The 14,441-nt window shown below is 27.9% G+C and carries 10 protein-coding genes and 1 CRISPR repeat array (1 of these 11 cut by a window edge); all 10 genes read right to left on the reverse strand.

What is annotated here, in order from left to right; genetic code table 11:
* A CRISPR array of direct repeats spans positions 1-2,513; the repeat unit is 30 nt; unit sequence GTTTCAATTCCTTATAGGTAGACTATAAAC; it begins 6,007 nt to the left of the window's first position.
* A 633-nt stretch (positions 2,514-3,146) separates the two neighbouring features.
* Complete coding sequence (locus tag JL105_RS11630; RefSeq protein WP_202690676.1) at positions 3,147-3,242, reverse strand: zinc ribbon domain-containing protein; 96 nt, start codon at positions 3,240-3,242, stop codon at positions 3,147-3,149.
* Between the two features lie 459 nt (positions 3,243-3,701).
* Entirely contained in the window at positions 3,702-3,878 is a 177-nt protein-coding gene (locus tag JL105_RS08565; RefSeq protein ID WP_202690488.1) for a hypothetical protein, read from the reverse strand.
* A gap of 383 nt (positions 3,879-4,261) precedes the next feature.
* Positions 4,262-5,464, reverse strand: a complete 1,203-nt coding sequence (locus JL105_RS08570; protein WP_132027437.1) for a hypothetical protein — start codon at positions 5,462-5,464, stop codon at positions 4,262-4,264.
* A 1-nt stretch (position 5,465) separates the two neighbouring features.
* Positions 5,466-5,936, reverse strand: coding sequence for an RNA polymerase sigma factor (locus tag JL105_RS08575; RefSeq protein WP_132027439.1), 471 nt, complete (start codon positions 5,934-5,936; stop codon positions 5,466-5,468).
* A gap of 214 nt (positions 5,937-6,150) precedes the next feature.
* Entirely contained in the window at positions 6,151-6,873 is a 723-nt protein-coding gene (locus tag JL105_RS08580) for a nuclease-related domain-containing protein (RefSeq protein ID WP_132027441.1), read from the reverse strand.
* 18 nt (positions 6,874-6,891) lie between these two features.
* Positions 6,892-8,817, reverse strand: a complete 1,926-nt coding sequence (locus JL105_RS08585; RefSeq protein WP_132027443.1) for a TIGR03986 family type III CRISPR-associated RAMP protein — start codon at positions 8,815-8,817, stop codon at positions 6,892-6,894.
* A 15-nt stretch (positions 8,818-8,832) separates the two neighbouring features.
* Positions 8,833-9,372, reverse strand: a complete 540-nt coding sequence (gene csx19 / locus JL105_RS08590; RefSeq protein ID WP_132027445.1) for a type III-D CRISPR-associated protein Csx19 — start codon at positions 9,370-9,372, stop codon at positions 8,833-8,835.
* A gap of 12 nt (positions 9,373-9,384) precedes the next feature.
* Positions 9,385-10,767: an RAMP superfamily CRISPR-associated protein gene (locus tag JL105_RS08595; protein WP_158280008.1), complete on the reverse strand. Its 1,383-nt coding sequence runs from the start codon at positions 10,765-10,767 to the stop codon at positions 9,385-9,387.
* Between the two features lies 1 nt (position 10,768).
* Positions 10,769-12,910 carry an RAMP superfamily CRISPR-associated protein gene (locus tag JL105_RS08600; RefSeq protein WP_132027449.1) on the reverse strand — a complete coding sequence of 714 codons (2,142 nt, stop codon included), beginning with the start codon at positions 12,908-12,910 and terminating at the stop codon, positions 10,769-10,771.
* A gap of 15 nt (positions 12,911-12,925) precedes the next feature.
* Positions 12,926-14,440 (reverse strand): Cas10/Cmr2 second palm domain-containing protein, encoded by a 1,515-nt coding sequence (locus JL105_RS08605; protein WP_132027451.1) that lies wholly within the window; start codon positions 14,438-14,440, stop codon positions 12,926-12,928.
* Between the last annotated feature and the right edge of the window lies 1 nt (position 14,441).

Below are 14,441 nucleotides of genomic sequence, written 5' to 3' on the forward strand. Positions count from 1 at the left end.
CCTTATAGGTAGACTATAAACTATCTAGGTACCTCGGTAAGTGGAAAACTAAGAAGCAGTTTCAATTCCTTATAGGTAGACTATAAACAGATGAATACATCTTTCTCTTTATTCTCATAGGAATGGGTTTCAATTCCTTATAGGTAGACTATAAACAAAAAGAAAAGTTACAAAGTAAACTAGATATGTTAGAGTTTCAATTCCTTATAGGTAGACTATAAACAGGAATATAGCAGGAACATGGTATCACTGTAGGTGGGTTTCAATTCCTTATAGGTAGACTATAAACCTTGTACTATTTTTTTATCCAATTTTACCTCCTGTGCAGTTTCAATTCCTTATAGGTAGACTATAAACTATGCAAGAGATGGATTTAAAAAAGCCTTAGACCAATGTTTCAATTCCTTATAGGTAGACTATAAACCAGTTCCATATCTACAAGTTGGGGATTTTATCCTTGGTTTCAATTCCTTATAGGTAGACTATAAACAGTATCATACAAGTTCATGTTTCCGTCATATTTATCTAGTTTCAATTCCTTATAGGTAGACTATAAACTCTTTTATACCGATGTATTGGCTGACTGTTTCGGGTAGTTTCAATTCCTTATAGGTAGACTATAAACTTAGATGGGGGAGTAGGGGAGACTTTTCCAGCTTCTTCGTTTCAATTCCTTATAGGTAGACTATAAACGAATGGAGATAAAACTTAGGGAGGTAGGTTAATGGACAGTTTCAATTCCTTATAGGTAGACTATAAACTAGCTTTAATGAACATGATGAAGGAATAGAAATTATTAGTTTCAATTCCTTATAGGTAGACTATAAACTCAATAGGCTCGTCAAATACTTCTGCTATCTTAAAAGCGTTTCAATTCCTTATAGGTAGACTATAAACTATAGCATTTACTGAAATGGCTTTTGCAGCGTCATAAGTTTCAATTCCTTATAGGTAGACTATAAACCTGACCATACCAACGCTCAACACAAAGAAAAACAAGTTTCAATTCCTTATAGGTAGACTATAAACTAGCTGGTGAAGGGTATGGAGGTGTTTACTGGGTTGCGTTTCAATTCCTTATAGGTAGACTATAAACTTATATTTCCTAGATTTTTCTCATTTATCCAGTTAGAGTTTCAATTCCTTATAGGTAGACTATAAACTCGCCTGGGAATGGGTGAAACTCAATCTTTCTGTCAAAGAGTTTCAATTCCTTATAGGTAGACTATAAACATTGCCCGTAAAGGACCCTGTCTTCTGTGTTGCTCGCGTTTCAATTCCTTATAGGTAGACTATAAACCTAGAAAAAGGATTGAAACTTATATTAGACACAGCAGTGTTTCAATTCCTTATAGGTAGACTATAAACAAAAACAATATCAGAATTAACCAAAGAAGTAAAAGAGTGTTTCAATTCCTTATAGGTAGACTATAAACGAGCTTTACGCTCTAGGGAGGGTTGGAAGTATGCAAGTTTCAATTCCTTATAGGTAGACTATAAACCTTTTAGCATAGATGAAATCATTGAAGTTGAAGAAATGTTTCAATTCCTTATAGGTAGACTATAAACAATTAGGCGAAACTGCTTATTTAAAATGTTATATATCGTTTCAATTCCTTATAGGTAGACTATAAACACAACAAAATTTCTCAAAATAACATCAAAACAAATTAGTTTCAATTCCTTATAGGTAGACTATAAACTGTCATTTGCCGAAATTGTTTTAGGAGAGTTAGCGAGTTTCAATTCCTTATAGGTAGACTATAAACCAGAGAGGGAAAATAGAAAAGAAGTGTGTAAGATGAGTTTCAATTCCTTATAGGTAGACTATAAACTATATTTTTCATGTCATAGCCTTCATCTGCCATAGGAGTTTCAATTCCTTATAGGTAGACTATAAACCCTTGGCATATTCGTTGGCCATAGTATCAAAGGCAATAGTGTTTCAATTCCTTATAGGTAGACTATAAACTGCAGTTGCCATTATAGTTCAGTTTACAAAACCATTGAGTTTCAATTCCTTATAGGTAGACTATAAACCCTTCCATCATTTGTAGGAACAAAATTACTAAATGAAGTTTCAATTCCTTATAGGTAGACTATAAACGTAAATCGTGGGAAGAGTATGAAAGTAAAAGGAAGAGTTTCAATTCCTTATAGGTAGACTATAAACATGTAGTTGCAAGTCTCCCCACATAAAAGCTTTCATTGTTTCAATTCCTTATAGGTAGACTATAAACTCTAAAAGTCACTTCAAGGGATCTGACAGCTCCTAAGGTTTCAATTCCTTATAGGTAGACTATAAACACCAAACATTTTTTTACACCTTTTCAATACTTAAAACATGTTTCAATTCCTTATAGGTAGACTATAAACTCATTTCAATGGTTAGGAGGTGATTTTTATTGAAAAGTTGTTTCAATTCCTTATAGGTAGACTATAAACCTTCCAGGAATTACTTCAATATCGACTTCAACTTCATCGTTTCAATTCCTTATAGGTAGACTATAAACACATCCATATATTGATATTACTACTTTTTTCATTTTTTGTCAAATAGGAAAAATCAAAAAATTTACTACTTCTTTTTTGAATTTTATAGTATAGATATTGATTTTATGCTATTTCCTCCAAAAAATATTTTGTCGTCGATCTTCAGGGGTTTTTGCACTACCTAGGATCGACGACATTTATTCATTATTATGTATAATTATACATATAAATGTACTTTTATACTTTTGTATAAAATCCATTTATATATGTGTTTCAAGTACTTTTCTTGTGTTTTTTTGATAAATATATATCTACAAAATTATTAAAAATTATATCTTCTTTTAAAGCTTCTACCCTTGATATTATCACTAAAATTTAGATCGACGACATTTGTTTATTATTATTCAATAATATTAAACAAAAATTGCAAGAAACCATCCATCTTCTATGCTTTTTCATTACTACAAGTCTAAAATATATTCTATAAAAACTGTACTACAAAAATGCAAAAAGATCCGTCCCTGGTGCATTCTAGAATTTCCTGCTTCATTGACCCAGTAACCTACTTATCTAGGTAAAGAAACAAAGCGATTCACAGACGTAAATTCGGATAGTCCCTACCCTAATTTATTTAATGGATGTGCCACCACTAATTATAAATCCTTTAGTCCTTGGTTTAATATATTGATACTAGCATTTATATCTCTGTTGTGGTAAGTACCGCATTGGGGACAAATCCATTCTCTTATAGATAAGTTTTTTGTTTTTCCTTTTTATAATTACAATTATTGCATATTTGACTACGTGTATTGATTTTGCTAGTTTTGGATTTTTAACCATCCCTTTTATATTTAATTCTTTGTTTGTTAAAATTTTTGCTTCCTTTTTTGTTCCTTAGATAATTGTCTTTGTAGTTTTGCTAATTTCTTTTCATATTTATATGTTAATTTATTGCTTTCACATATTAAGATTCTACACTAAAACTAATATAATATTTACCATTTGTATTTGGCTAATCGTTTCCAACAATTTTTTCCCAGTAAATTTTCTATAAAATTTACATTTTAATTTAGGAAGTTTAATTTATTCCTTCACATAAATTCATCTACAAGCCTTACGTAATCTCCTCTGCAAATTAAATGATGATTCCCCATAGGATTGGTTAAAAAATAGTCTTCTAAGTTACTGCTTAATCTAAACAAGATAGCTTATCCTTCTGGAATTTCTCCGTGAATTGCAACTCCTATCCCTGATTCAAAGTGAGTACCCAATACATATATTAATTCTTCGATATTTATTTCTATAGCATTTATTCCAAACCTTTTATTTAAATTTTCATAATCCACCTGAGAGACTATAAGCCAATTGGAAGGTTTACCTATCACTCCTATATTTATATTTTCAGTATTTTATTCGCTTTTATAATATCGTTGATACTTTTTATTTTATTAGAAATATAATCTACACTTCCATGTAATATCTCACCTTTTAATCCTTCTTGTTTCAAAAATATAAGTATCTCTAAAGAGGCTTTATTTTCTCCATTGGTAAGTAAATAATTCAGCTATAATATTGTATTGATTATACCACAAGCACTTTCATACAAAACTACGGTTCATATAATCTTTTACCATTGTTTTAATTTTTTATATCTATTTCTAATAATTATATAATATAACATTGCATATATGTTATAGAAGTAAACAACGGTAAGAATATTCTTACCGTTGTTTAAATATTAGTTTTTTATTAAAAATATAATCATTTACTACATAATATAATTAGCAGCATTAATAACCTTTGTATCCTTATCTGATAGTCCAAAACCACCTAATAAATCTTTGAATTTATCTATTGGTCTATCTGTAATCATTCCTACATCTTTTGAAACAATCTCTACAGCACTTTTTTGTTCTTCACTACAATTTATAACTCCACAATCTACAAATTCTAATTTTTCTTCTATTTCATCTGGATCTATATCTTCTTTTATATTTACAATACCACAATCGAAAACTCTAAGTCCTTCTGGATATTTATTTAATTTTCGTTTATCGATAGTTAAATAAGGTTTATCTCCTATGCTAGCTCCTTTTATTATTTCTATATCATTGTATTCTGGATTTATAGTACTAAGTTTATCAATAAATTTTTCATTAATAAATATAGTTCCTTCTACTTTAAGCCTTGTTAATTTATCTAATGCATTTTCACTTTCATTATTTATTATTAAGTCTCCATCTACATATAGTTTATCCCCATATTTTTTTATTAAATTATTATTTAATATTTTCTCACTTGTGTAGGTGAGGCCATCAGGGATAACTTTTATTTTTACATGTTCATCAAATAAAGCTACAGCTTCTTCTAGCAATTTTTCAGCTATAATAGCTTTTTTTGTAATAAATGTAGCTCCTATTTCTTTTAAATAAGCTATATCCAAATCATTATCTGGAATAACAACTTTGTTTTTTACATAATATTTTTCACCTTTTGCTCTTAATATAAATGTCTTATCTAAAATTAATTTACTTTTAAGTCTAATTGCATCTCCAGGATAAGAATCTATACTGCCATTTACTTTAATTGGAGGTAATTTATCTTTTATATTAGTAGAATAGGAAAGTTGACCATTTACTTGAATTAAAATAAATTTGTCTAATACTTCTTGAGATTTTGTGTCTATATTTAAATTACCATTTACAATTAATACGGTAGGTTTTTGTAACATAGTGCTATCTAAAATTTCATAGGAACCATTTTGAATCATAATTTCAGCTTCTTTGGGAACTTCCATTACCTCTGCTGCATTCATATTTACATTATATTTTGCCATAATATCTTTCGTCTCTTGAGTTACTAAAACAGTAGCTGCATTTATATTTATTTCTTTGTAGGAATCTAACGTTGCCTCTGATACACTTCTTGCATCACATACCGCAGCATTAATTACTAATTTTTTCTTTTCCATATTAATCACCTTTTCCTTTCTCCATAAAATATATTTTAGACATCTTTTTCCTTGCAGAAGATAATCTTGACCTTACAGTTGATGGGGGTAAATCAAATATCTCGCCAAGTTCAGTAGAATTATATCCTTCTATATACCTCATCCAAAACAATGTTCTCTCATTTTCTGGTAAATGAGCACACAATTGACTTACTAAAATTTTACTTAAATCATCTTCTTTAAATAAAGGTTCTTCCTTTATAGGTTTATTTGCCATATGTCTTACATTATCAATAAATATATTTTTTGCAGTTTTATATAACCAAGAACCACATTGAGCCTCTGTCAATTGATTAAGAATATGTGCATTTTCAAGTGCTCTTAAAAAGGTCTCCTGTACTATGTCTTCTGCAGCGGAAGTATTGCCTCTGGAGAGGTTCATACAATACCACAAAAGTTTATTATAATAATCCTTGTATAATTTATCTATCAATTTACCCCTCCTCTTTTTTTTGATGTCTTTACTTATTAGACGAATGAGAAGTGAAAAGTGTTGACTTTTTTAAAAAATAAAAAAATCACCTATAGAATCAATAATTATAGGTGAAATTAATAGAGCTTGAAAATTCCTTATAGATAAACTATAATCCCCTATTTCATATATTGATATCACTATTTTTTTATTTATAGTTTTATTATTCAATATTCTATCTTTGCTTATACTCCATTACATTATCTATATGCTCTCTTTTTAACTCTTCCGAAACATTTGTATATGGCTTCAAAGTATTATATATATTTATAATTTCCTCCGGAGATATAACCTGATTTAATCCATTCATAATATTTTTCATGATATCTACAAGTTCTTCTCTTTTCACTACATATACATTGTTAGAATAAGTTTGTATTTTTTTTAAAGTACATCTTTCACTAAAAACTATTATAGAACTATAGTTTTCGTTCTTGATATTATAGCCTTTATGCTTCAATAGCTCTTTCAAGTACTTTATATGACTATTATTTTGCCATATTGGGTTATAAAACTTTTCTTTTGTGCCATTTTTAAATGTTTGAGTCCAAAATCTGTCTTTTTCATCCCCAAAAATCCAACCACTATAGTTCTTAGATTCTATAACATATATTCCTGTTTGGTGAATAAATATCAAATCTATTTCTGTTGTAGTACCATCTTCTTTTGGAATATATACATTAGCCAACTTTTTTGAATATCCACCTAACTCTCCTAACTTTTCGAAAGTTAAATATTCACCATTAAAACCTTTATCAAACCTAACTTGAGAATAACTTTTATTTGTTTCTTTTTTATAGCTACTTTTTTCATACTTTCTCTTATCAATAAAAAAGTATATTATTAAGGCTACTATAAAAATAAATAATAAAATAATAAAAATCGCCCCTTTGCTCAATTAATATTGATAATTTGTTTATTTATTTTTATTTCTTCCATTAGCAGTTTCTTTATAAAAAGACAATGTTAAATCTTTTTCTGTTACTTTACATAATGTTTTGTTTATTTTAGGCTTAGTCCCCGTTCCTCCATTAAAACATTTATTTGCTATAAACCAATTATAAATAGTCTCTTTTCCTTTTTTATCTATAGCTTTTGGATAAGAAATTGTACCCTTTATACTATTTAAATTTGTCGCTATTTTTACCTCTCGCAAAACATCATCATTAAATTTAGGTAAATCTATTTCTATATCCTCATATCTATATGCATTATCAACTGTATCTAAATCTATAATTCTCTTTTTTACTGAATTAACAACTATCTTTACACTTCCTAGACCTAAAGGTTTTCCCATACCCATTTTGTGACAGTAATTTGATTTTCCACTGTTATCTCCTAAATTCAAAACCCAAACTAATTTATTTAATTCATCTTTTGTAATCCTTTCAAAAAATACTTTAAATTCAAATTTTACTCCCTTTTTAACTGGCCTTATAGTGACATTCCTTTTATTACATTTGTTATTTTTCACTGTTAATCCTTCTCTATGATGCCAATAAAATTTTCGTCCTCTCAATTCAGGCTTAAAACCCTCTATTTTGATTTTTCTATTTCCACTCCACTTTGCAGCATAATCGTAAGTCCATATTTCAGCATCTTTCAAAGTCTCCCTTGGAGATTTTATATAAAATTCCGTAGAAGATATTCTTGGTGTAGCTAATTCCTTCAGAGTAACTATATCATCATAAATTCCATTATCATTAGATTTATATCTTCCATCTGTAAACCTAATCCTAGATGAATTGGCTTCTTGTCCTACCATCCCAAACAAACTACAAGCATCACATAATTTATTTATATCATCACAAGGATTATAATCACCCATATCTTTTAAAATCTTTTCAATTGTATTGTAATAAACTTCCCTTGTAATACAAGACGGAGATAAATATATAAATCCATCTTTATTTCCTACTTTTTTATAAAATACTGGTATAGCATCAATTTCTTCATTTTCTAATAAACTTATTTTTCTTTCATAATCATCAAACTCTTTTTCCAATTCTTCATTTTTCTTTTCAATATTGTCTTTATATATAGCTATTACTTTTTTAAGATTATCTAAATTATCCATTCTACTAACAACTTTTTTCGAATTACCTTCTGCACTTATGATGGAAAAATGATGCTTATTCCAAAATTCTCCTCCTAAAAGAACATATCCTTCCTTATAATCTTTAAGTTCATGCTGTTTTTCCGCATCATATAGAATTATATCTTCTACAACAGTACCTATAATAATAGATTCCCCTCTTTTATTTTTCTTAATATAATTTGAACCTGGTCTAAAAAGAACCCTTTGTCCATTAGAATACTTTTTTTTACAAAATCGTTCATTAGAATCATTTTTACATTCTTTGTACTTTGCCATAAATTTTTCACTAGCATATAAAACATATTCATCATTTTCTTTTTTTATTATCCCTGGCTTACTTGCATCTGACATTCTCTTTGATAAAATTCTTTTATCATCTATCACTGAAAAGCAAGAATTTGTTAAAGCTTCATATATAGTCCTTATGGTACCTCTTATAGAACTACCTGGAATTACTGGTTCTTTTACATCTTTATAGCTAATTTTGTTCAAATCTTCATAAGAAAAAAAATCATAAGATTTATGGTCTTTATCTTCACATTCAACATTTAACCCATTTTTATTTGTTGTATTAGGTATGAATATAGATGTCTTAGTAATCAAAGTACAATCTATGACACCCGATATAAGTTCTCTATCCTTAACAATTTCTTTTATATTATTGTCTTTTTTACATTTTCCATAAGCTGATATGAAATTGTATGGATTTACAAAAGACTTACTTTTATCTTCCTTCCATGACATAATATCTCCTCCAAATCAAAGTTTTATATCGAGCAATCTAAAATCCTCAATTATAGCCATACCGTCTTCCTCACTGCACCCTATATAATTTCTAATCACCAATTTCCCTTCATTATCATTAGTTACATTTTCATTAATGGGAATATGATATTTTTTTATTTTTTCTTCTTCTAATTCCATAAAAATTCCATCATTTTTAATTTTATTTCCCCAAAGTAATAATTCTTCATCATAAAAATCATATTCTTTGCCTTCATTGTCAATTCTAATCCTATTCTTAAAATCGCCCTTTGATTTCCATATATATAATTCTTTCTCATTATTAAATATCCTCATATCTATAAATAAATCTTGGTTTTGCAATACTTCAGTCTTAAAAATAAAATCTTTGTCTTTATACAAACCTACTGAAACTTCATTGCTTTCTTTCAACAAAATATAGGCTGTATCTTCATTAAATATTTCTTTTATTCTTGTTTTCATATTGAAAAAATCTATATTGCAATTATTAACAGATGATTTAATGGTTGACATGCTGTAATTCAATTCAATCATTTAAAACACCTCCTATATACTTTCAAAGCTTCCAATCTCTTCTTTAAGGGCTTTGAAATATTTTTTCTCATCTTCTTTACACAATGGTTGTCCATTAATTAAAATTGATTCTCTTTTGATAGAAAAATCATCCTCCGCTACAACTAGCCCTCTTCCCACAGATATTTCTCCTCCTATAGCTAACATCCCGCTCATTAAATCATATATGCTTAAAATCAATAATCCTATTTCCCATTGTTTTTGAGCCTTTATATAAATATCTAAAAATACATCACCATTTACCGCTACTCTCTCCTCAAACAATGCTTTAGAACATGCACCACCTGTAAACCTATCTATTTTTGTTCTACTTATATTGATAAACTTAGACTTATCTAAATCTACAGATTCTTTAAATCTTATCCTTGAAGCTTTAGACTTTTTATCTTTGTTAACATATCCAAACAATTCTTCAATTTTTTCTTTTGCCTGTTTTTCTGTTAATCCTAAATCATACAAAATAATAAACATTCTATGTCTTATAGCTCCTGCCCAAGTAGTTCCAGGAACTATCAATCTATCATCATAATCTAATTGTTTTGAATCTACATCAGTGTTTTGAACTATATAATCTCTTATGAGTATAGTATCTCTAACTTTAAGGGGAACTTTTATATGGGTATCAATATTCATATTTTCGCATTTCTTGACTAAATCCATAAATTCATTACCTGATTTAAAGGCTTCTTTACTCACTTTAAAAAATTTTTTATCCCAGTTAAATTCCAAAAATTCTCTTAACAGGTTTTCTTTCATTTCTGAACTATCAAAATCAAATTTTAAAATTTCTGTACCTATTAATTTTATATTTCCAAATCCTCTATTTTTCTTTGCACCTATATAAATATTTCCTTTTTCCAATTCAGATATTATTATAGCCAAAATTTTTAATATATCTTTTTCTTTATCTTTAAAACTATTTCTCAAACATAGCTCTAGCTTAAAATCAAACTCATTATCTCTTTCTAAAATCTGATAATCGTACTTTGCATATTCATTAGTTTTTGCAACTTTTATAAAGTCATTTACAGCTATTCCATCTCTCATTGAAATAGTTCCTTCTTTTATCAATATGGAATCATAAAAATACAACAAACTCTGATTAGATCCAGTTTCTTCTCCTCCAAACAAGATATCTATTGATTCTTTCTCTTCATTTAAAATTTCTTCTATATAATTTCTAACTGAACCTGCTATACTTGTTCCTGGTATAAATGGATTTCCATTGGAATCTTTAATCAAATCATTATCTGTAAATTCTCTTTCTCCATTTCCTACAAGCAATGGTGACAATAGTTTTAGTTTCCCTTTTATATAAATAACCTTTTCTACCCTATTAGTATCTTTATTTCCCATATTAATCACCTCTATTTCTTTTATCATACTTCAACATGGTTAATATTTTATTTAAATATATTTTAAATAATTTAAATTGATCTTCATTTTGTAAAAAATCCATTCCAATTTCAGTCTTAAATATATTATCAATAGTTTTGTTGTCGTTGCTATTTATAAAATCACTTTGTATTATATCTTGAAATTTCAATGCAGTACTACTTTCTACCATTAAATAACTTTTTATACTCTCATATTCACTATTGGAACGTTTACTTGCCTCTATCAACTGCTCATCAAACTCTTCAAAGCTTTTGGATGTACTTAAATAAATTAAAAGATTATCAACAATATTATTTGAAATATCTCTTCTTAAAATAAAAGTCTTAAATTTATTTAAGGAATCTTTCTTTGATAGATACAAATTAATCACTTTCTTTATAAAAAGTTTTTCTAGTGAATTGTTTATAATATATTCATGTTTACATTCCTTAATTTCCATTTCTGTTAATTCCATAGTATTTGAATACATTTTCATATCCATAAAAATTAACTCGTCTTCTAAATTCCAATTTATAATCTCAACCCTTCCAAATCCCTCATTGATTCTCTCTCCGTAACTCCTATTTGCAATTTCATACACTTCATCAATAGGGATATCCTCTATAACTATAACACTGCCCTCTTTTATAGCTGCAACTCTTTCTTTGGGAAGCCCCCATTTAGAATTAAAACCGCCTATTTCTACAGTTTTTAAATACACTTCTATATTGTCCCTATGTTTTTCTATTCCAAGTTCCTCCAATAAATCTTCTTTGCTTGTACTATACATTCCAAATTTATTTCGTACTATCATGGGAGATGTGAATAAAATAGCTACTTTGTTATCTTCAATATCTATATCATATAAATCTCTTTCATATGTTTGAAACTCAATTTCAGCCTTTCCATATTGAGCATTTCTAGAAGCTCCTATCCATATTGCTTTATCATTCTCAAACAATTTCATAAATTTATCTAAAAAAATTTCTTCTCCAATAATCTCCCCTTTAAACTCTGTTTCCTCTTTTACACAAGAATATTGATAATAATCTCCATCTTTCTCAACTGGACTTCCAATAGTTTTATCATCAGGTCTTCTATGATGATAATTGATATATCTTTCAACATTATGTCCTTTAAAAACATCCTTTTCTAAAATCCCATAATCATAAGGTAGTGAACTATATTGCTTGTCTTCATCATCCCATATACTGTATATATCCTTCCTTGGAGAATTTTTTTCTTTTAAAAAAATAACTGGAGTAGGCAATAATTTTTCATCATTTATAGATAAATATGCATTTGAAAATACAACTTTGTCAGATAAAAACAAATTAACAAACTCATCATTTTTATGGGCATTGTTTCCATCTATATTATTGAATTTTATATATCTGCTAGCAAAAATACCTAATATAGAACTTCCCGATATATAATCTGTATCTAAAACACATGGTTCTTTTAATTTTATTTTATAGCTCAGCCTATTCTTTCTTATGTTTACTTTTTTAGCATTTTCTATTCCTACTTTAATATTTTCATCATTTTCCACTAAAGATAGTTTTACTTCCCCTAATCCTCTTGTCCTATTTAATCCTATATGCCTAACCATCTTGCAAACTTGGTTTAAAAATTGTACGTATTTTTTTTCTATCTCTAAATCAAACAAAAACTTTAATCCTTTTTTCAAAACTCTTATATTTCTTAAGCTATTTTTTTTTGCAGCACCATATTTATCAATGGCAGTCTGAGATCTTATGTAGGTAAAACTATCTTTTATAAATTCCTCATTAAACAATATTCCATACTCTTTAGATTTTTGACCTCTTTTAACCATATCTGATATTTCTTCATAATCTTTTAATCTACCATTTTCTAAAATCATATTTCCTGGTATGCATTCCCCTGGTTTTCCAAATATATTATCTATGTAATCACTATATTTATCATCACATATTAAATTGATATCCTCTGCTGCTTCTCTTAGTATCCCTTTTATTCTTTTTGCTGGTATGAAAGGAATACCATATTCATCAAATTCAACTTCTACATCTATAATTCCTGCAATGCTTTCACCAGATGAAATGCAAGTATCTGATAGCAATTCCAATAAAAGCTGCATTAATCTTCCCCCTTTCTAAAATAAATCATCATACAATTCCATAAAATCTATAGCATCAAAATATGGGCTTTGCCCATCGATAAATATATCTTCTTCATCTTTAAATTTTAAATTATATCCTCTTCTATTCATCATTAAAATATTTTCCTTTATCTCTTCTTGACCAAATAAAAAAGCTTCTCTTAAATCTTTTAGTCTTGATCGTGGTATGTATCTTAAATCTTCCATTAAGTTTTTTATAGACTCAAAATCATATTTTTCATCTTTGTCACCTAAAATTTCGAAGGGTCTCCACAATAAATTATAGTATTCAAAATCCTTTTCTTCTTTATGACTTAAATAAGGAACATTGTATATTTTGTTTCTGGTTTCACTCAAATTTTCAACCATTCCCCCTCTTAAAATATGAAAATCTAAATAAAATCCAGCTTCACTCCCATTTATTGCTTTAGCTTTTGCTTTTGCACTGTTACAACATTCTTCAGAAATCTCATAAGCAGAAGAAAAAGGATAGTGTGGCTTTACAAAAGCAATTCCTGCACATGCATTTAAATTTTTAGTCATTTCATTTTCTTTAAAAATTTTATTTAATTCCTTAAAAAATATCTCTACAGAAGATATAGCCAGCTTACCATAGCAAATATATGTAACATCATCGCCTTTTATCAAAATTTTTCTAAATGGTATCTTATTTGGAAATAACTTTTTATATTCTTCTGTCTTTTCAATAATACACTCAAAAGCTTTTTTCATATTTTCATATGCCTTTTCATAGGACTCTCTAATCAAAATAGAAAACTCTCTAATAGCTTTTATAGCTTGTCTATAATCATTGTTTCTTTGTAAAGTCTCTTTTATGATTTTTTCTATATTTTTCCCCATATTGTTACCATCAATATGAACAACTCCTATATATCTATCACCTTTCTCTCCTGCTAAATCATCTATAATATCTATTTCCCCTTCAAAACTTTTAGCATTTTCTCTTTTCATATATATCTCATAAGATAAAAATCCATCTTGATTTATAACTGCTGAATTTTTTGTTACACTACATTCTTTTGTTATACACAATCCTTTTGTAAAAATTGGTGAATTATAACAGTATTTTTTTAAGCTCATCTTTTTAAACAATCTATCTAAAACTTCCCCAAAATTAGACTCTAATTCTTCATACTCTGTCACACAATTTAACCCTGGAGCTTGAATCATAAGCATCTTCGAAAACTCATAATTCACCTTTTTCCATATTTCAGTATTTTCAAACACAACTAAAGCATTTCCACCGCCTATATAAACAATTTCTCCTACTAAATTTGGGTCATCTTCATATTTCCACTCTGTACATTGATCCCAATTTGTTCTAAAATTCTCTTCTTTGTAAAACTTCTTTATAGAATTTATAAAAAAACAATCGAAACATTTTTCTACTAAATTTGATGCTCCAATATTATCTTTTAATTTATTAGAACCATATACATAGTTCTGAATTTCTGTAATATCATATAAAGCTATAATCCCTTTTCTCATA

Origin of the sequence: Keratinibaculum paraultunense (assembly GCF_016767175.1) — a bacterium.
Lineage (GTDB): Bacteria > Bacillota > Clostridia > Tissierellales > Tepidimicrobiaceae > Keratinibaculum > Keratinibaculum paraultunense.

What these genes read in the sequence shown, in the direction of transcription:
- JL105_RS08595 (WP_158280008.1), bottom strand. Translation starts at nt 10,767, where the DNA reads ATGGGAAATAAAGATACTAATAGGGTAGAAAAGGTTATTTATATAAAA.
- JL105_RS08600 (WP_132027449.1), bottom strand. Translation starts at nt 12,910, where the DNA reads ATGCAGCTTTTATTGGAATTGCTATCAGATACTTGCATTTCATCTGGT.
- JL105_RS08605 (WP_132027451.1), bottom strand. Translation starts at nt 14,440, where the DNA reads ATGAGAAAAGGGATTATAGCTTTATATGATATTACAGAAATTCAGAAC.
- JL105_RS08570 (WP_132027437.1), bottom strand. Translation starts at nt 5,464, where the DNA reads ATGGAAAAGAAAAAATTAGTAATTAATGCTGCGGTATGTGATGCAAGA.
- JL105_RS08585 (WP_132027443.1), bottom strand. Translation starts at nt 8,817, where the DNA reads ATGTCATGGAAGGAAGATAAAAGTAAGTCTTTTGTAAATCCATACAAT.
- csx19 (WP_132027445.1), bottom strand. Translation starts at nt 9,372, where the DNA reads ATGATTGAATTGAATTACAGCATGTCAACCATTAAATCATCTGTTAAT.